Raw genomic sequence first — 17,755 nt, 5'->3', positions numbered from 1 at the left:
ACTGTGCTCATGAGCTTGTCGGTGGATGTCTTCGTTGTTGGCGCGGATGGTGAGAGGCAGGTACAGGATGTTCCCGACGGATGCTCTGACTCCGCGGGCTTCGAGAACTGGCGCACTCGCGTGTGGGGCTCGCAAGTGGTGCGGTCGCTAGGGGCCGGCTTCTTTCCGGTCCTGGCCGACACCGACCTGCAGGTCGATCCCGAGCAGGTCCCGGCGTTCCTGCGCGAGTGCCTCCTGCTTCGCGAGAACCTGGAGAAGATCGTTGCAGGTATAGAACCCGTGCGGACGACCACGGACTACAGGGACGCGATCTCCGCCCGGTTGGCAAACGTTGAGGACGCGGCGAGGCGAGGCCTCGCGATGGGAGGCGGAGTCCTCATCTGGTGACGTGAAGTCAGAGCACCACGGCCTGATCTCGGCTGACGAGGGCGCAGCTTCACTGAAGCTCGCGGCCACGGAGCGTCACGGAGTCCACGGAGGTTTCCGAAGCTCGATCGCCGGTTGACGGACAGTCATGTTCGGCGCGGTACGGCTCCGTCCTGCCAGCGGTAGAGGTCGCGCAGCAGGGAAATCTCGGCGCCGTGATGGATCAGCTCCCTGTTGACGTGCAGGACCCTGTTCTCCATGGGAAACCGCTCGGGACCCACCGTGGGCGCATTGTCCAGGTCAGCGTCCGAGAGCTCGCGGACCCCCGCGTTCCATCTCCCATACATCTCATCGAGCTGCTTCAGCGCCTCGTCAGCGGTCCCCGCGTAGGCGAATGTCTGGAAGTCGACGTCCTGGCCGCCGAAGTACCATCCGACCCGATAGCCCAGGCAGGAGACGATGATGTGCGCCAGCCGCCAGGCAACCGTGGTCACCGGCGCCGGCTCCGGGCCAGGGGACGCGAAGTCCATCGTCCACTCCCCCGAACCCGCCGACATCGGTGCGGCCGACGTGCCACGTGGGCGGATACTCCAGCAGCCGCGCACCGGCTCCCAGAAGTACTCCTCATCGGTAAGACCGTCCAGCCGCGGCCGTAGGTTCTTGTGCCAGTACCAGTCCAGCTGGTCCGCGAGTCGCTCGCTTCTTGTCATTTCCGCACACTACATACAACGAAGATCTGGATGCGACCCTCGCGGACACCGTCGCCGGCCGTGGGCCGCGAGAGCGTACCGCACCGCGAGATGACGCTGGGGGCTGCGGCAGTACACCGGCACCTCTGGAAAGATCGACAATTGCCAGATCGGGGTGTTCGCCGCCTGTGCCACCGCACGAGGACGGGCCCTGGTCAACCGCGAGTTGTATCTGCCCAAAGCCTGGACCTCGGATCGTGAACGCTGCCCGGCGGCGAAGATCCCGGACGAGCGGACCTTCGCGATCAAAGGCGAGTTGGCGCAAGCGATCGTGACGCCAATCCGGGCGAACCCAGGGCACTAGACACCTCCGACGTGGCTCTGCGCCGCTGGCACCACTGTGCCGATCGTGGTGGCGAGCGTGGCTCCGAGGACGCTGACGCCGACCAGGGTCAGCCAGATCGCGGCTGCCCCGGTGGACAGCAACCCCGAGAGGGCGGCTGGAGCGACCGCTCCTGCGACACTTACGGCGAGCTGGTTGAGGGCCAAGTACCGGCCGCGGAGAGCGTCCGGGGCGCTCTCCGCGGCGACAGTCGACGTGATGGGGCCGCCGACGATTTCACCGAAGGTGTAGCTGATTGCACCGAGCAGCACGACGCCGACCGCGAGGGCGATTGCAGCCACGCGGTCGGCGGCGAGGAACAGAAGGTAGCTGGTCGCAAAGCAGGCGTGTCCGGCGACGAGGATGCGGCTGCGGATCCGCCCGCTCAGCCACCCGACGATGATGCCTTGGGCCAAGCCGACCATCAGGGTGTTGAGCGTGAAGACAGCGCCGGCGGTCCAGCCAGGCAGTCCCAGCACGTCCACGGCGTAGACCGGTATCGCGATGTTGAGGGCGAACAAGGAGATCGCAAAGCACAGTTGATGCGCGACCACTGACAGGTACCGCAAATCCCGGAGTACGCGCCCCCAGCCCCCAGCAGCGTCCTGGCCCACCTCGGGACGGGTATTCGGCACGGCCCGCATCAGAACGAAGGCGGTGAGATAGGACACGGCATTGACGACCACGATCGCGGCGTAGACGCCGTGAGTACCGAAGCTGACGGCGACGGCAGTGAGGAGGCCGCCGAGCGCGTAGCCGAGGTTGCGTACCGATCCCAGAAGACCGAACCAGCGCTCTCGTTGGCCGGGCGCGGCCAACGCCGTGACGGTCGCGCCGTAGCAGCTGAAGAACACCGCCCGCCCGGCACTGTTCAACCAGGCACAGACTGCGATCTGCCATGTCTGGCCCACGAGGAGATACCCGGCGAAGCCGAACGCCTGGGCCAGGTTCGCCGCCTGCAGTACCGGCTTGGCGCCGTACCTGTCGACCAGCCCTCCGGCCATCGGGCCCACCGGGAGCGCCAGCAGCCCGGCCGTCGTCAGTGCCGCGCCCACCTGCACCAGCGTCAGCGACGTCGTGGCCAGGAAGTACAGCATCGAAACGGGGACGAAGACACCGGTGCCGATCGAGTCGATGACGATCGCTGCGACGAAACGGCGGTGCCGAGCCATCGAGGGACGGACCGCGCAATCGGGAAGAGTCACATCCCGGACGGTATAGATTTGATACCGGTATCTACAACGCTACCGGGAGTCGTGCATGGGTAACGCCTACAATGTCATGGCCGCGACCTGCCCCAGTCGCACCGTTCTGCACCGGATCGGGGCGCGCTGGACGGTGTTCGTCGTCAACGCGCTGGACAACAGGCCGATGCGATTCACCGAGCTCAAGAAGCACATCCGGGGGATCACATCGAAGGCGCTCACCGAGACACTTCGCGCGATGGAGTACGACGGTCTGATCTCTCGCACGGAGGTTCCCGCACATCCCCCGCATGTCGAGTACGCCCTCACCGACCTCGGGCAGTCATTGTTGACGCCCCTACGTGCCGTCCGGGAATGGGCCGAGAGCCACGTCTCCGACATTGAACGCGCCCGCGCACAAGCCGATGCGCAACGGTGACTCCGTTCGCCGATGGGTGCGGTTGGCCGTATGCCCCTGCGGGCGATGCGTGGGGTGATGTTCCGCGCCCGGAGCCACCTTCGCAGATGGTCGTAGTCGTCGTAGCCCTTGTCGGCGTGGAGCTTGTCAGGCCGTCGCCGACGTGGTCCGCGTCGGAAGCGGATCGGCGGGATACCCCGTACCAGGGTTCCAGCCCTTGACTGTCATGGGTGTTCGCGGCAGAGATGCCGATCGACAGGGGCAGTCGGGTCCGCTCGGTGATCAAGTGGATCCACCTCACCGAGACCGGCCCAGGCCCGTTCCCAGTCGTGCAACGACCTGGCCCGGGCGCCGATGAATGGCACCACACGCTCTGGTATCGATGGGGAAGCCCGGAGGACCCGCCTGGGCTATCTGCGACAGGCAACGGTGATGATTTCCCGGCTGTCGGCGTTGATAGCCCCTCCGTGCCAGTCGCCGTACTGCGCCTCGATCTCGAAGCCCACGCCGCCGAGGAACCCGTTGAGCACCGCAACGTCGAGGAAGCGCAAGCTCGCGTGATCGATACGGAGCACCGTGCCATCCCGGGCAGCCGTCGTCTCGTGAAAGGTGACGACATCGCCGATGACGGAGTCGACCTCGTGCCACACACGCAAGGCTCGCCCATGAGCGTCGACAAGATCCTCCGGAGGCGACGCATTCCACTCCTCCCAGGCCCGCGCCTGGGGATGCCGTGTCTCGAACACAAAACGACCGCCCCGGCGCAATGCCCCATGGATTGCAGCGAGTGAAGCACGCACTTCCTCGTCGGTGACGAGGAACTGGAAAGCGTGGCCGGTCATCGTCGCAAGATCGAAGTCTGCCCCGCTGCTCGCCTCCGCCGCGGTGCCCTCGACCCACTCGATATCGGCCCGACGCCGAGCCCGGTCCAGCGCGGCGCGATCCGGGTCCAGACCGACAAGCCGGCCGCGATGGCCCTGCTCGCGTGCAAGATGCAGCATCGCACCCGTGCCACAACCGATGTCCAAGACAGAGTCCGCAGCCATGATCAGGTCGTCATAGAAGCGATCTCCCGGGTGGTGATCGGGGGCCCACGGGTTCAGCACGTCATACAGCGCGGCAGCGTCAGCGTCGGAGAACACCGAGGCAGTGTCCGCCGACGCTCGTGCGTCCTCAACCGATTTACCCGCGACGCAAGTCAGGACTTCGGTGCGGCACGGACCACACATGACCACACCGTCACCGATAGAGCGTCGATGACCAACGACATGTCCGCCGTCCGATCGGGTGGATCCAGGCCGCCGGCCGGCTGGTCGCGCCCGGAGGTTTTGCCGGCTTGACGAGCTCGGCTCGAACCTCACTGCAGAAGTGGAATATCGGCGGTGCCAGCCGCCTGGTCATCAACGGACGGGACGTGGGAGACGATCCTGCGGGCCGTCCAGGCCGATACCGAAGGCCCTGGGCAGCCTAGTGCTGTGACCGGGAAGGTTCGCCGGGTCGGTGGTCGCGTTCGGGGGCCGGGGCGGGTTGGATGTGCGGCGTGCATCCGACGTCGCGTCAGGGGCGCATAGTGGCTGAATCGATCAGGGGCCCCAGGCTGGCGCATCAGGAGGGACCACGGCTGCGGCAGATCGTGGTTCGCGGCAGGCGGTATCCGGACCTGTTCGGCTGGGCGATGCCCTCGAACCGCACAGCAGCCAAGCAGGTCCGCTCCCCAGCTGGCTGTTCGGTAGCTGCGGGCGAGTACCGCGGCCTGTATCGGTAACTCACCCGCAACTACGCGATCATTTACTGGCACGCCCGCATCGGCTGTGTTGACATTCCCGAGTGGGCCCTCGTGTCACTTGCGCCAGAACAGGTGGTGCGTCATGCCACTCGGGCTGGGCACGACCTCGAGGTGGAACCGGTCGAGCAGCTCTTCGGGGGACTCCCAGAGCCGTAGCCCGGATCCGAGCTTCACCGGCGAGACCGCCACGTGCATGGTGTCGACGAGGTCGGCGTCGAGGAACTGCCGGATGGTGGTGACCCCGCCGCCGAGTCGGACGTCCTTGCCCTGTGCCGCCTTGCGCGCTTGCTCGAGGACCGTGGCCGGGTCGCCGTCGACGAAGTGGAACGTGGTGTCGGAGAGTGTGAACGACGGACGCTTGTGGTGGGTCATGACGAACACCGGGGTGTGGAACGGGGGCTCGTCACCCCACCAGCCACGCCACTCGATGTCCTGCCAGGGGCCGTGCTGGGGCCCGAACTTGTTGCGGCCCATGATCTCGGCACCGATGTTGCGGGCGAAGTCCCGCGTGAAGTAGTCGTCAAGACCCCGGCTCCCCCCGGGGTCAGTACGCATGGGCCAGCTCGCCGTGGCGCCGGCCCAGGCGAACAGCCTCCCGGGATCGACGTGGCCGAACGGCCTCTCAAGGCTCTGGTCCTCACCGGCACCGATCCCGTCACTCGAGACGGTGAAGTTCTGGACTCTCAGTAGCTGAGCCACCTGTTCCTCCTGTGTTGTCGACAACGGTGGTGAGACTCTCCGGACCGAAAAAACTCATCGCTGCGTCCGCGGCCGGCGAGAAATTGGGCTACCTGCTGCCCTGCCTGGGAGGTTCGCCTGGTTGGTCAGGCTGCGGATGTGAGAGGGCGTCCGCCCCAGCGGATGCCCTGGAACTTCCGGCTTAGCCGCGTTCATCTCGGCGATGCTGAACATGCTGTTGGTGAGCACACGCTGGGCCTCGACCGCGGCAGCCGGATCGAGCAGGGCATGCAGCAGCGCCGGGATCGCGGCGGGACATCCGGGAAACTCCGACCAGGTGACCTCTGCGAGTTAGGCGCCTGAGGTGTCTATGCGGTCACAGCACTAGACCCAGTTTGCCCAGCCGAAGGTGAAGAGATAGGCCCGGCGACCTGCGTCCATGCCCCTGATGCCCCGACGGAGCATGACCGCCAGTGCAACAAGGAACAGAGCGGCAAAGAATCCAGCCACGAGGGCTCCAGTAATCGCCCCCGCGAACAGGCCCACGACCACACTTGCCACAACGACGATTCCAAGGCCGAAGTGCGCGGCAGGCAGGTCGGCCCTGATCACTTCTCGCAGAGCCTTGCGAGACGCCCGCATGTCAGAGGCATAGCGCTCCCGGGCCGCCTTCGGCTCAGCGGCAGGTCCCTCAGGCCACTGTTCCATCATCCCCCCGGTTCCGTTCGAACAGACCCTAACTCGACCATCGTCGGACGGGGGAACAAGGCGCCCGATCGAGGGTGGGGCCAGAACAATCCGTTCTTCCCTCAGCCCTCCTGCACCGTTCCCCCACACGGCTCAAAAGTGGGGCCAAAACCGCCCGGCGGAAACAGGCAGCGGTATTCGAGGAGTTCCTGGCCCGACAGCCACCGGTGGGCGAGCAGTAACTTTGAGCTGAGGCCGGTGTCAGGCCGACGGGGTTCGGGCCCAACAAGGACTAATCATTCTTTCGAAAACTCGGTAGCCGGTAGGTTTGTCCCATCGAAGCTGGTACGGAGAGAGGCTGCTGGGGTGCTTACGCTGACGGAGATTGCTGTGGATCCCCTGTATCTGACGAGCCGTCTGAAGCCCCCAGGAGGGTTCAGATGTCGTCTTGTGACCCCTTACGCATGCCGATGCAAAGCGCTTGGCCGGGTTCCTCGACCCTCTGTCCTCAGAAACGAGGCGGCTCAGTACGTTCGACGGGTACGACCTCGCGACCGCCCGGGAGTTGTGTGACGCGATCGCGCGCTACGACAAGCTCAGGCTGGTGCTCGAGGACGTACCGTCCAGCAGGATCGTCGGCCTTGCCGAATTCAGCCTCGATCTGACTCCCGGGGACATCGCGCGCTATCAGGAAGCGGGTATCCGTCTCGCTGAGACGACTGACTGCCGCTTCGGTCCCACTTTGGCTGATGACTACCAGGGCCGGGGCGTCGGGACGCTCGTCCTCCCCCTTGTCACGGAGGTCGCACGGCTGCTTGGCAGGACGAGGATCATCCTGTGGGGCGGCGTCCGCGCGAACAATCCTCGCGCCATCCGCTACTACGAGAAAAACGGCTTCCAATCGGTCGGCTTCTTCGCTGAGGCGGACGGCTCTCTGTCGCTCGACATGATGCTGGACCTGCACCCAGTGCCGGATGCGGCAGGAGCTCTGACTTGACGCAGCCACTCGTCCTCGACGCGCGGACGTGACCGCGTCCGGCCCGCCAGATCGCTGGTCCAACGGCTTCGTCCGTACAAGGATGCTGCCATGCTCCGCACTGACGATGAGAACAGGTTGATCCGCCGCTACGTCACGCCTGGTCGGCGGTACCTCAAACTCGGTGGCGTCCTTGTCGGCATGAGTGAGCGAGACCGAGCCAAGTTCCTGCAGAAGCTGGGCAAAGCTGCCGATGAGATCAGTTCCCATGAACTTGGCGTACTGCTCGACCGAGGGTGGCGCGAGCGGAAGACGGCAGCATGGCTCATCGCCGTTGCCGGCAGAACCGAGTTCCGGGAACGTCTCGGCGAACTCCTGCTCGCCAGCGATGGACCCTACGCCGGGCAGGCGTACTGCGTCGCACTGGCTACTTTCGGCACCTCTGCCGACGCTGACCTGTTGGTCGCGTACCTCGACACTACCTGCTGCGTCCCGACCTCTACTACGACCAGACAGCCGCACTCGGCACGCTCCTGCTACTCGACGCCAAGCTCGGCACGGACCGCGTGGCCCGGTTCCTCACCCCGGACGGACTCTGGCAGCAATGGATCGACGGGCCGCCCAGCAAGGAACGCGACGCCCCCGACACCTACCGCGAGTTCATCGCCCAGCTCTGCACCTTCGCTGATGAAGCTGCCAAGCACTGTCCGGTACGCAGGAACGGTGTGAGCACTCACCGGAGGTAGCCACCACAGAGCCGAGCCGCCGAGGTGAGGAGCGGACCGTTGTGGGCATCAGATCGGTCACCGCATGACGCTCTCAGCTTGGGAAGCTCAGATGATCTGGGGCCGGCCCAGGCCGCCCTGACGTGCAGTCGAGTGGCCTCGGGCTCCGGCCAGTCTCTGTCGCGATCCCCGCTGTTCCCCGTGGCCCCCCGCACGATCTGGCACGGGTCTGGCACGCCTCTCCCAAACACGGTCAACACCAGGTACCACTTGCTGGAGGCAAGGCGGAGAGCCAGCTACGCAAAGGCGAGTACTGCGTGCTCGCGCTGTTGTGGGAGGGCCGGGGCGGACGGGGTTACGTGCGGTGCCAGCGGCTGCGGATCCGGTCGAGCTCTGCGAGCAGGCTCTCGTTGCGGCCGATCCGCCACGCGGTGGAGTGTGGCATCAACCGCCTCAAGAGGCACCAGGCAGTGGCCGCGCGCTACGAAAAACTCGCCGTCCGCTACGAAGCAACCCTCCTGATCCCGGCCATCAATGAGTGGCTGTGACCAGCACATTCACCAGGGGCGCGGGAGAGGCCGTCAGCGGTGACCCAGCACGTTGACCACCCGTCCGCTGGGGTCGCGAACGAAAAACCGCCGCACACCCCACTCCTCGTCCTGCAAGGGGTAAATAATCTCCGCACCGCTCTCCCGCATGACCGCGTAAGCCGCATCCACGTCGTCCACCTCGACGCTCATCTCGGGGTCGACAGGCGCGGTCTTGTCGCCGGCCATGACGCTGATCTGCGCTGCTGGGCTGGACGGGGAGGCGAGCGTCATGATCCAGCCGTGGTTCATGACCTCCTCGAAGCCCAGCAGGCCATAGAACTCCCGGCTCTCCTGCGCGGCCTCCGACCGGATGTTGGGTACGACACGACGAACGGCCATCGATGACTCCAAGCGAGAACGAACCTGTCTTTGTGTCTCCCCAGGAGTACTACGGCACGCCCGCAGCCGCATGCACTTTCGATACACGCCTCAGGAGCGCCGCAATGAGCTGATCGCCGACCTGGACGAACACATCGCCGTCGCCCTGGAAAGGAGGCCGACCCCGATGACCAGGTCATCCTCGCCGTGTTCGCGCGTCTGGGCGACCCCCGCTCGATCGCGGCCAGCGCGCTGGGAGAGAGCCCTACCGCCGTATCCGTCCGCCGTCGGCACGCCGTCGTCCCTTTGGTCCTGCTGGCACTCGCAGGGACGGCCGCGGTCACCGTACCCGTGGCGGGTGTCGTCCTGGCGGTCGTGGCCGTCGTGGCCGTGTGGGCGACCCCGCAGTGGCAGACTCGCGAAAAGGGGATCGGCAAGTCGGCCCAGCCATGGGCCGACCTGCTGCCTTTCGTCAAGCTTGCCGAGTCCACCCAACAGCGGTGGCGAGCGGTGAGCGCGCCCCACCTCGTCGGGGGCGACGTCGGTCATCGTTGGCTGCTGTCGAGCGGCCTCGGACCGCCCAGGGACGGCGCAGCCGTGGATCACCTGAACGGCGTCAGTTGGCGGAAGCGGCTCGCCACTGCGCGGTGGTGCACCCCTCTTCCATGTCCCACCACTCCTCGGCTGCACCGTGGTTGAGCAGCTTTTGTACCTTGGCGAGATCGGCGGTGGGTGGGACGTCCAGGGCGACCATGCCGAATCGTTCCATGCCCTCGCCGTCGACGCCGAGGTCCTGAAAAGCGTTGATCACGCTCTGCCGTGCCGGTCCCGAGCCGCCGTCACGGAACACGATGAGGCGGATGGCGCAGTTCTCCGAACGCCGAACCACCTCGCCGGCCCACCGCACGCCGTCCTCGTCGGGCGCGGTGGCCACGATGTCCCCGCAAGCGACGCCGCGAACGAACCAGGGAATGTTGTCGAGCCGCACGGTGCCGTCGCCTTGGTCGACGGCCCCGAGACTCTCCACTGAGGCCGGGGGCCAGTCGTCCTCGATCTCCAGCCGGAAGTTCACCTTGACGTACGGGCCTTCGGGGTTGGTCATGGGCCCAGGATGCACAGCCCTTCCGCGCTCGTCACAGGTGGGGGTCAGGGCAACTGCCGGGTGGCCTGTCCGCTGATGTCCGTGCCCAGACTCCCGGGCTGTGACCGGGAGTCGCGGGAGGGGACAGCTTTTCGGACGACGAGGGCCGCGATGAGGCACACGGCTCCAGCGACTGCCATTCCGGATGAGGGACCGAGGGCCGACATCAGTCCGGTGGCAGCTGCCAGGGTGAAGGTTTCCAGGCTCATCCGCGTGGTGCTGAACAGCGCGGCGCCGGCCCCTCCGCGCTCGGAGGGTACGTAGTGGAGTGCTTGCCCGTCAGGCACGCCTTCGGTCAGTCCAAGGCACAGCCCGATGACCGCGGCCGCGAGGAGAAGGGCCGCAGGATGGTGGGTCGCCTGGAGGATGACCGCGGTGACGGCGCAGGTGAACAGCGCGGTGGTCACCAGCGGCCGTGCCCGTCGGCGCGCGATCCGTGCGGCAAGAAGGGGAAGGAGCGTCGATGGCACGGTCAGCAGGCTGAGCATCGTCGCTGCCTCGCCCGCGCCCATGCCCTGGACGGAGCCAAGCTGAGGGAGCACGGCCAACCCCACCACGAGCATTCCCATGAAGGCGCCCGTCGCCAGCGCGTACGCCCGATAGGCGGGGATCCGCAACAGGTCCATGGGTATCGCGGGATCGGACGCACGCCGTTCGACGCGGACGAGTCCGATGGCGCCGGCTGCCGCGACGAGGACGAGTGAGACCGGCCACCACCACGGGACGCCGGCCCCGAAGCCCAGTCCGAGTGCGGTCACTGCGGTGGCGACGGTCACCCCGAAGAGGACAGCGCCGGCACGGTCGAAGTTCTCTGACACCGCGGGGCTGCGAAGGCCCGGAAGCGTGAGCGTGGCCAAGGCGGCGACCGTGGCAACAGCCCCCGGCGCGACGAAGACGAGGGGCCAGCCCCCGGCGGCCATGAGGGCCTGGGCAACCAACGGTCCCAACGCCAGACTGCTGCCCAGCACGGCACCCGCGTAGCCGTACAACCGACGCCGCTCCTGTGGCGGGTACACGGCCAAGAGCATCGACGATCCGCCAGCGGCGCACATGGCCGCCCCGATACCGGCGACCGCGCGAAGGGCCACCAGAGACCAAAGGTCTGGAGCGAGGGCGGACACGAACCCCGTGGCTGCGACGACGATGTTGCCGATGGCGAAGAACCGGGTGCGGGCGCAGCGGTCCGCTGTCGCTCCCGCCAGCAGCAGAGTGGCTGCGAAGAGCCCGTTGTAGGCGAGGACGATCCACGGACCCAGAGCAGCCGCCCCCGGCAGTTGGGCGGTCACCTTGGGGACGACAGCCGTCGATCCCGTGATGGCGAGGGGGAACACGGCTGTGGAGATGAGGTCAGCAACAAGGACACGCCGACGTTGACGAGCAGACAAGGCAAACATGGAGTGCGCTCCGGAACGGGGAAATCCGAGCGCCACAAAGGCGCTCCTGGCCAGGGGTCAGGAGCGACGGCGAGAACTGGGGTTGTGCGCCGTCGCTCTCAGCGACGGCGCACCTTGTCTGTTTTCGGCACGAGCACACGCTAGCAGCCGCCTCGGGCGTGGGACGGGGCGATGGTGCAGTCGTGATGGTGCTCGACCGGGTCAGATCGTCTTGATCAAGCCGCCGTCGACGAGGTACTCCTGGCCGGTCATGCTGGCCGCCAGGGGCGAGGCGAGGTAGGCGACCAGGGAGGCGACCTGCTCGGGCTCGACGAGTTGGCCGGAGCGGATGCCGGACGCCGCGGCCAGGCCGGCCAGGAGGTCGTCGTGCGAGATTCCCTGCGCGGCCGCGAGGGCGGCGCCGATGCCGTCCGGGGCGGTCCATACGGGCGTGCGGGTCGGTCCCGGGGCGACCGTCGCGACGCGCACGCCCTGGTCCCCGTACTCCTCGGCGAGCGCCTTGCTGAACGCGGTGAGCGCCGCCTTGGCGGTGTTGTAGGGCACCGGGCCGTTGTGCGGCAGGCGGGCGCCCACCGAGGAGATGTTGACGATCAGGCCGTGCCGGCGGATCAGGCCGGGGATCGCGGCCCGGCAGGTGCGTAGGGCGGAGTAGAAGTTCAGGTCGAACGTCTTGTGCCACAACGCGTCGTCGTAGTCGAAGAACGCGCGCAGGTCCGTGGCGTCACCGCCGCCGGCGCAGTTGACCAGGACGTCGATGTCGCCGTGGGCTGCGACGGTCGCGTGCACGAGCTCGCCCGGACCGTCCGGCGTGGCCAGGTCGGCGGTGATCGCGTGTGCGCCGGAATCGGCGAGTTCGGGCGACACGGTGCGGGCCGAGCCGATCACGTTCGCGCCCTCGGCGACGAGCGCCTGGACGACGGCCAGCCCGATCCCGCGGCTGGCCCCGGTCACGAGGGCCGTCCTGCCCGTCAATTGCAGATCCATGTTCTGGTACTCCTCTACGTTCGGATGATGGTGGGCAGCGCGCGCTCAGAAGCCGATGGCTTCGCGGAGCAGCAGGGCGGCGGCCCGGCCGGGGTGGGGTTCCCCGTTGAGCACGAGCAGCCGGTTGAGCACGAGCAGCCGGTTGACCCGCGCTGGGCCGGCCGGTGGTGCTCGGTACCCGCTCAGCCGGCCGGGGTGGGGGCGTCGACCGGGCGGTTGCGGTAGCGCCAGGCCAGCCGGCCGAAGACGAGCCCGCCGGCGAAGAAGTAGGCGTCGGTCGCGCGGCCGGACCACAGCACGGACGCGGACGGGTGGGCCGTGCCCGTCGCATCCTCGATCGACAGGCCGGTGATCCCCTCGGGCAGCAGGCCGATCGCGCGGGTCAGGTCGTCGACCAGGCCGGAGGCGCCGCGCAGGGTCAGCAGCGCGCAGCCGAACCAGACCAGGAACACGGCCGGACGGCGCAGCCGACCCCGCGGCCGCCCGCGCGCGATCGCCAGGCAGGCCCACGCCCCGATCGGGAAGGCGGCCACGACCGCCACCTCGAAGATCCAGCCGATCACCGAGTGCGGCAGGAGGCCGGGCAGCACGCCGCCGCGCCCGAAGGTTCCGCCGGCGTACCAGTAGACGTGGAAGGCGAAGAACACGACGATCCACGCGAGCGCCGCGTAGGCCGGCCACGCGAGGCGGTCGCCGGTCCGCCCCGAACGCGATGGCCCGGCTCGCATGAGGAGTGTCCGGTCAGTTCGTGGACTGGCGGGCATGATGGGCCTCGCGGAAGACTGCCCACGCGTCGGCGACCGGGCCGACGTGGGCGAGCTTGTCGGGGTTGATCACCGAGCGGATCGTCTGGATCTGCCCGTCGACGACGTCCAGCGCCCAGGTGTTGACGACGTTGCCGTGCCGGTCGCGGAAGATCGCGCCGGGCTGCCCGTTGACCTCGTGGGACTGCATGACACCGCCGAGCCGCAGGAACGACGGGACGAGAGCGGCGAGCACCCGGGCGACGTTCTGCGCGCCGACCAGCTGGGCGGCCAGCTGAGGCCCCTTGCCGCCGCTGTCGCCGATCATGTGCACGTCGGCGGCCAGCAGGTCCCGCAGCCCGTCGAGGTCTCCTTCGCGGAAGGCGTCGAAGAACCGTTCGGCGAGCTGCTCGCGCTCGCGGCGGTCGGCTTCGAAACGCGGGCGTCCGGCGTCCATGTGCCGGCGTGCGCGCACCGCGAGCTGACGGCAGGCCGCCTCCGAACGCCCGACCGCCGAGGCGATCTCGCCGAAGCCGAACCCGAACACCTCGCGCAGCACGAACACCGCCCGCTCGAGCGGGCTGAGCCGTTCGAGCAGCAGCAGGGCCGCCATCGACACCGAATCGGCCAGCTCGGCCGATCGCGCCGGGTCCTCGTACGGGTCGGCCAGCAGCGGCTCGGGAATCCACGGCCCGACGTACTCCTCGCGGCGGACGCGCGCCGAACGCAGCACGTCGATCGAGATGCGCGCGACCACCGCCGACAGGAACGCCTTGGCCGAGGCGGGTTCGGTCGTTGTGGCCTCGTAGCGCAGCCAGGTCTCCTGGACGGCGTCCTCGGCTTCGCTCACGCTGCCCAGGATCCGGTAGGCGATCGAGAACAGCAGCGGTCGCAGCTGTTCGAACTCCTCGGCTCGGTTCACGCCAGTTCCTCCTGGAAGCCCTGGCGCCACGACGGGTACCGCAACTGCCAGCCGAGTTCGCGCTTGGCCTTGGCGTTGGAGAAGCCGCGGGCCTCGGTCATCATGATCACCGGCACCTCCCCGGCCAGCATGCGGGCCAGCCACGTGGGAACCCGCATCGGCCGCTTGGCCCCGGCGCACTTCGCCAGGTGGGGCAGCCACTCGTTCACCGGCGCGGGCTCGTCGTCGACGATGTTGAACACGCCGGCCGCCTGCTGCTCCACCGCCAGCACCGTAGCGCTCGCCGCGTCGTCGAGGTGGACCCACGAGTGATAGCCGCCTGCGCGCCCGACCAGCGGGTACTTGCGTTGGCGCACCAGCGTGACCTGGTCGTCGATCGCCCCGGGCCCGTAGAGCCCCCCGTAGCGCAGCACCGCTCCGCCGGCCTGGCCGACGACCTCCTCGACGTGGCGCAGGGCCTGCATCGACGTGTACGCGGCCGTCCCCTCCTCGAGGTCCAGCGGGTCCTCCTCGGTCTTCACCCAGCCGCCCTCGCGCATCCCGTTCCAGCACGCGTAACCCTGCGCGACGAAGTGGGACACGCCGCTCGCCTCCGCGGCGGCCAGCAGATGATCCGTGCCCTCGGTGCGCAGCCTGATCGTCGGAACGGCCCACCGGTCGAAATGCCTGAAGTCGGGCCGGCCGGCGTGCGCCATGGAGATCCCGGTCATCTGGTGCACGATCGTGTCCGGGCGGGCCGTGGCCACCGCCTCGCCGACCGACGCCGCGTCCAGTCCGTCCATGACCACCGGCTCCGCGCCCAACCGCTCCAGCAGCCCCACCTTGGCCGCGTTCGTCGTCGTCGCCGTCACCTCGTGGCCCCGGGCCACGAGCTGCGGCACCAACCGCTGACCCAGAACACCGGTCCCACCCGCCACGAACACCCGCACAGCATTCACCGTCCTCGATCTCGAATCGGTCTCACGACCTCAGACCCGAGACGAGACAGCCCCGTCCGGCTGTGACATCACCGGCACGCGCCATGACGTCGCGTACCACCGCCACCCGGCACGTGCTTCGGTTTCGTGTGCCTGTACGTGCCGGCTACGGCCGCGCACTGGACCGCCGTCGACAGTGCCATGGCCGCGCAGATGCCCGGCAGGCCCCAGCCCGACAGGCCGTACGCGAGCGCCAGTTGGAGCACCACCCCGCACGTGGTGATCCGGGCGAGGGCCGGGCTGCCGCCGCTGCCCTCGAACACGCCGCCCAGCGCGATGAAGCACGCCAGCAACAGCAAGTAGGGCCCCACGCAGCGCAGATAGAGCGTTCCCGCCTCGGCCACCGCGCCGCCGGCGCCGAAGGCGCGCATGATCCACGGTCCCGTGGCCAGCAGCGCCAGGGCGGCTGCGAGCCCCAGCGCCCCGGCGAGGAGCAGCGCCTGGCGTCCGACGGTCCGGCGCTCGTCCTGACCGGCGCCGAGCTGATGGGCGGTGTGGATGGCGGCGGCCTGACGCACCGCGTAGAAGGCCATGGTGGCGACGTACATCGCCTTGGTCGCTATCCCGTACGCGGCGAGGTCGCCGACACCGATCCGGGCGACCACGGCGACCAGGGCGAGCGTCCCGGCCATTCTGACGACGAAGTCGGCGGACATCGGCAGCCCGGTCACGGCCGTCCTGCGTGCGTCGGCGCCCAGTTCCCTGACGCTGAGCGGGGTTCCTCCGCCAGCCCGAGGGAGTGTGCCGTCGCGGAGCAGCGTGCGAAAGCCGCACACGAGCGCGGCCGTCCTCCCCAGGACGGTGGAGATCGCCGCCCCGCGCACCCCGAGTCCTAGACCGAGGATGAACAGGGGATCCAGCACGAGGATCAGCCCGTTCGCGAGCAGGGAGAGCTTCATCGGGGTGCGGGTGTCGCCCGTGCCCTTGAGGATGCCGTCGACGACGTTGGTGGCGAAGAACACCGCGATCCCGGGCAGCGCGATCGAGAAGTACCCGGTGGCGAGGGACAGCGGACGGCCTTCGCCGCCGCCGAGCACGAGGCGGGCCAGCGGTTCGCGGCAGAGGAGTCCGCCGATGGCGACGACGGGGGTGACGAGTGCCCACAGCGCCCAGCCGCCGCGCACGGCGGAACGCAGCGCCGCCGGATCCCCCGCGCCCCTGGCCCGTGCGACCAGCACGGTCGTGCCGGAGCCGGCGACGAGGATGACGCCGAGCAGCAGGTTCTCGACGTTCGTGGCGACCGCCACCGCGGCGACGGCCTGCCCGCCGAGCCGGGCCACCCACACCATGTTGATGATCCCGGCCATGACCCCGGCGAGGAGCTCGAAGTAGACCGGGACCGCGAGTGACATCAGCCTGCGACGGTGTTCCGCTGCGCTCATCACACCCCCACACCCCCCTCTTTTCGCTGTACCTCGATTCGAGGTACAGCGAAAAGAGATAGCATGGCGGCCTCGGGCGGACAAGCGTGCGGATGGCACCGAAGGGGACCGGTTCATGCTGGAGTTGTCGATCCTGGGCTTCCTCTACGAAGCTCCCCTGCACGGCTACGAACTGAAGGCGCGCATCCAGGGCCTCAGCGGTCACATCCGCCCTGTGAGCGACGGCGCGCTCTACCCCGCCATCACCCGGCTGGTGAAGGCGGGCCTGGTCGAGCAGCGCACCGAGCCCGGAAGTGGTGCCGCGCACCGCCGGACGCTGTCCCTCACGGAGGCGGGCCGGACCGAACTCCTGGGGCGCCTGAGGGGCCCCAAGGAGGTCGAAATCACCGACGGGCAGCGCTTCTTCACGCTGCTCGCGTTCCTGCGACACCTTCCGGACCGTGCCGAGCAGGCGACCGTCCTGCGGCGTCGGCAGGCATTCCTCGATACTCCGGCGAGCTTCTTCTACCGCGATGGCGAGCCCGTACGGGCCGAGGAGGCGCCGGACCTGTTCCGGCAAGGCATGCTGCGCATCGCCCGCGCCACGGGAGCCGAGGAGAGGAAGTGGCTCGCCGAGGCGATCGGCAGACTGGAGAGCTGAGCGCGGTCACCCCTCAGACCGTTTTCGGTGCCGCAGGGGTACTCATCCAGCGGAGGCCCGACGTGTGCACAGTGAGGAGGGCCGTGAGGCGATGACGACGGTGTTCGCCGTCAACCCGACGGACAGCGCCTCGGTGCTGGCCGCCTTCGGTGCGCTGGGGGTCCTGGTCGTGACCTTCGCGGAGTCGGGTCTGCTCGTGGTCGGCTTCTTCCTTCCCGGTGACACGCTGCTGATCCCGGCCGGTGTGCTGTGCGCGCAGAGCGACAGCCATGCGCCGCGGCTGGCGTTGTGGCAGGTGCTGCTGTGCGCCGCCGTGGGCGCGGTGGCGGGCGGGCAGGTGGGGTTCCTGCTCGGGCGGCGGGGCGGGCGGACCCTCCTGGCCCGCTCCTCCAGCCGGCGTCTGAAGGAGCGGGCGGCGCGGGCGCAGGAACTCCTGGCCCGCTACGGGCAGGGCAAGGCGCTCGTGATCGGCCGCTTCATCCCGATGCTGCGGTCCGTCCTGCACCCCGCGGCCGGGGCGCTCGGCGTGCCCACGCGGACCTTCACGCTCTGGGCGGCCGTCGGGGGCGTGCTCTGGACCCAGAGCCTGGTGCTGGCCGGGTACGGCCTGGGGGCGTCGGTCCCCCGCATCGGCGACTACCTCCTGGTGATGGTCGCCGTGCTCATCGTGCTCTCGCTGGTGCCCCTGCTGGTGCAGGCACGGCGTGCGCGGCGCACCCGGCAACCGCCGTCGGGGTGAGCACGCCCCAGCGGTGAGCGGGGGACCGCCGCTG

Annotated in this window: 19 protein-coding genes and 3 pseudogenes; 8 read left to right on the top strand and 14 right to left on the bottom strand. The window is 68.5% G+C overall.

Annotated elements, in window-relative coordinates:
* Window positions 1-9: 9 nt before the first annotated feature.
* Window positions 10-387, top strand: coding sequence for a hypothetical protein (locus tag ACIHCX_RS09085; RefSeq protein WP_400028052.1), 378 nt, complete (start codon window positions 10-12; stop codon window positions 385-387).
* Between the two features lie 125 nt (window positions 388-512).
* Here the strand turns inward: ACIHCX_RS09085 and ACIHCX_RS09080 are convergent, their stop codons facing one another.
* Entirely contained in the window at window positions 513-1,076 is a 564-nt protein-coding gene (locus ACIHCX_RS09080; RefSeq protein ID WP_400028051.1) for a DinB family protein, read from the bottom strand.
* A gap of 106 nt (window positions 1,077-1,182) precedes the next feature.
* Between ACIHCX_RS09080 and ACIHCX_RS09075 the strand changes: the two are divergent.
* Window positions 1,183-1,410 (top strand): annotated as a pseudogene (locus tag ACIHCX_RS09075) (transposase); the annotation flags it as partial.
* Between the two features lie 5 nt (window positions 1,411-1,415).
* Here ACIHCX_RS09075 and ACIHCX_RS09070 read toward each other — a convergent pair.
* Window positions 1,416-2,642 (bottom strand): MFS transporter, encoded by a 1,227-nt coding sequence (locus ACIHCX_RS09070; RefSeq protein ID WP_400028049.1) that lies wholly within the window; start codon window positions 2,640-2,642, stop codon window positions 1,416-1,418.
* A 55-nt stretch (window positions 2,643-2,697) separates the two neighbouring features.
* Here ACIHCX_RS09070 and ACIHCX_RS09065 point away from each other — a divergent pair, with 55 nt between their 5' ends.
* Window positions 2,698-3,060 carry a winged helix-turn-helix transcriptional regulator gene (locus tag ACIHCX_RS09065; RefSeq protein WP_400028047.1) on the top strand — a complete coding sequence of 121 codons (363 nt, stop codon included), beginning with the start codon at window positions 2,698-2,700 and terminating at the stop codon, window positions 3,058-3,060.
* Here the strand turns inward: ACIHCX_RS09065 and ACIHCX_RS09060 are convergent.
* From ACIHCX_RS09060 to ACIHCX_RS09045, 4 genes and pseudogenes are all read right to left on the bottom strand, one after another.
* Window positions 2,979-3,331: pseudogene (locus tag ACIHCX_RS09060) on the bottom strand (transposase); the annotation flags it as partial. The gene ACIHCX_RS09065 and the pseudogene ACIHCX_RS09060 overlap by 82 nt on opposite strands.
* Before the next feature lie 118 nt (window positions 3,332-3,449).
* Window positions 3,450-4,181 (bottom strand): class I SAM-dependent methyltransferase, encoded by a 732-nt coding sequence (locus ACIHCX_RS09055; protein WP_400028045.1) that lies wholly within the window; start codon window positions 4,179-4,181, stop codon window positions 3,450-3,452.
* Window positions 4,182-4,879: 698 nt separating this feature from the next.
* Window positions 4,880-5,524 (bottom strand): dihydrofolate reductase family protein, encoded by a 645-nt coding sequence (locus ACIHCX_RS09050; RefSeq protein ID WP_400028044.1) that lies wholly within the window; start codon window positions 5,522-5,524, stop codon window positions 4,880-4,882.
* A 363-nt stretch (window positions 5,525-5,887) separates the two neighbouring features.
* Entirely contained in the window at window positions 5,888-6,214 is a 327-nt protein-coding gene (locus ACIHCX_RS09045) for a hypothetical protein (RefSeq protein WP_400028042.1), read from the bottom strand.
* Window positions 6,215-6,671: 457 nt separating this feature from the next.
* On the opposite strand from ACIHCX_RS09045, the gene ACIHCX_RS09040 reads away from it, so the two are divergent.
* The 3 genes and pseudogenes from ACIHCX_RS09040 (at window position 6,672) to ACIHCX_RS09030 (ending at window position 8,439) form a co-directional block, all read left to right on the top strand.
* Window positions 6,672-7,187: a GNAT family N-acetyltransferase gene (locus ACIHCX_RS09040; RefSeq protein WP_400028040.1), complete on the top strand. Its 516-nt coding sequence runs from the start codon at window positions 6,672-6,674 to the stop codon at window positions 7,185-7,187.
* 90 nt (window positions 7,188-7,277) lie between these two features.
* A pseudogene (locus ACIHCX_RS09035) lies at window positions 7,278-7,912 on the top strand (DUF6000 family protein).
* A gap of 296 nt (window positions 7,913-8,208) precedes the next feature.
* Window positions 8,209-8,439, top strand: coding sequence for a hypothetical protein (locus tag ACIHCX_RS09030; protein ID WP_400028039.1), 231 nt, complete (start codon window positions 8,209-8,211; stop codon window positions 8,437-8,439).
* A 33-nt stretch (window positions 8,440-8,472) separates the two neighbouring features.
* Here ACIHCX_RS09030 and ACIHCX_RS09025 read toward each other — a convergent pair whose 3' ends face one another.
* From ACIHCX_RS09025 to ACIHCX_RS08990, 8 genes are all read right to left on the bottom strand, one after another.
* Complete coding sequence (locus ACIHCX_RS09025; RefSeq protein WP_400028037.1) at window positions 8,473-8,820, bottom strand: VOC family protein; 348 nt, start codon at window positions 8,818-8,820, stop codon at window positions 8,473-8,475.
* A 595-nt stretch (window positions 8,821-9,415) separates the two neighbouring features.
* A complete protein-coding gene (locus ACIHCX_RS09020; protein WP_400028035.1) occupies window positions 9,416-9,901 on the bottom strand; it encodes a DUF4265 domain-containing protein in 486 nt (161 codons plus the stop codon).
* Between the two features lie 44 nt (window positions 9,902-9,945).
* Window positions 9,946-11,271 carry an MFS transporter gene (locus tag ACIHCX_RS09015; RefSeq protein WP_400028033.1) on the bottom strand — a complete coding sequence of 442 codons (1,326 nt, stop codon included), beginning with the start codon at window positions 11,269-11,271 and terminating at the stop codon, window positions 9,946-9,948.
* Between the two features lie 264 nt (window positions 11,272-11,535).
* Entirely contained in the window at window positions 11,536-12,318 is a 783-nt protein-coding gene (locus ACIHCX_RS09010) for an SDR family NAD(P)-dependent oxidoreductase (RefSeq protein WP_400028032.1), read from the bottom strand.
* A 182-nt stretch (window positions 12,319-12,500) separates the two neighbouring features.
* Complete coding sequence (locus ACIHCX_RS09005; protein ID WP_400028031.1) at window positions 12,501-13,046, bottom strand: hypothetical protein; 546 nt, start codon at window positions 13,044-13,046, stop codon at window positions 12,501-12,503.
* Window positions 13,047-13,059: 13 nt separating this feature from the next.
* Window positions 13,060-13,983 carry an RNA polymerase sigma-70 factor gene (locus ACIHCX_RS09000; protein ID WP_400028029.1) on the bottom strand — a complete coding sequence of 308 codons (924 nt, stop codon included), beginning with the start codon at window positions 13,981-13,983 and terminating at the stop codon, window positions 13,060-13,062.
* Window positions 13,980-14,921 (bottom strand): NAD-dependent epimerase/dehydratase family protein, encoded by a 942-nt coding sequence (locus ACIHCX_RS08995; protein WP_400028027.1) that lies wholly within the window; start codon window positions 14,919-14,921, stop codon window positions 13,980-13,982. The genes ACIHCX_RS09000 and ACIHCX_RS08995 overlap by 4 nt, the downstream gene beginning before the upstream one ends.
* Window positions 14,922-14,989: 68 nt before the next feature.
* Window positions 14,990-16,342: an MATE family efflux transporter gene (locus ACIHCX_RS08990; protein ID WP_400028026.1), complete on the bottom strand. Its 1,353-nt coding sequence runs from the start codon at window positions 16,340-16,342 to the stop codon at window positions 14,990-14,992.
* Window positions 16,343-16,457: 115 nt separating this feature from the next.
* Here ACIHCX_RS08990 and ACIHCX_RS08985 point away from each other — a divergent pair, with 115 nt between their 5' ends.
* Both ACIHCX_RS08985 and ACIHCX_RS08980 read left to right on the top strand, forming a co-directional pair.
* On the top strand, window positions 16,458-16,982 hold the full coding sequence (locus ACIHCX_RS08985) for a PadR family transcriptional regulator (protein ID WP_400028024.1): 525 nt from the start codon (window positions 16,458-16,460) through the stop codon (window positions 16,980-16,982).
* Between the two features lie 100 nt (window positions 16,983-17,082).
* Window positions 17,083-17,721 carry a DedA family protein gene (locus ACIHCX_RS08980; protein ID WP_400028669.1) on the top strand — a complete coding sequence of 213 codons (639 nt, stop codon included), beginning with the start codon at window positions 17,083-17,085 and terminating at the stop codon, window positions 17,719-17,721.
* Window positions 17,722-17,755: the final 34 nt, after the last annotated feature.

It is taken from the genome of Streptomyces sp. NPDC052043 (assembly GCF_044548235.1).
Taxonomy (GTDB): domain Bacteria; phylum Actinomycetota; class Actinomycetes; order Streptomycetales; family Streptomycetaceae; genus Streptomyces.
The sequence above is the reverse complement of the archived record's forward strand: the minus strand, read 5'-3'. Positions and strand labels throughout refer to the sequence as shown.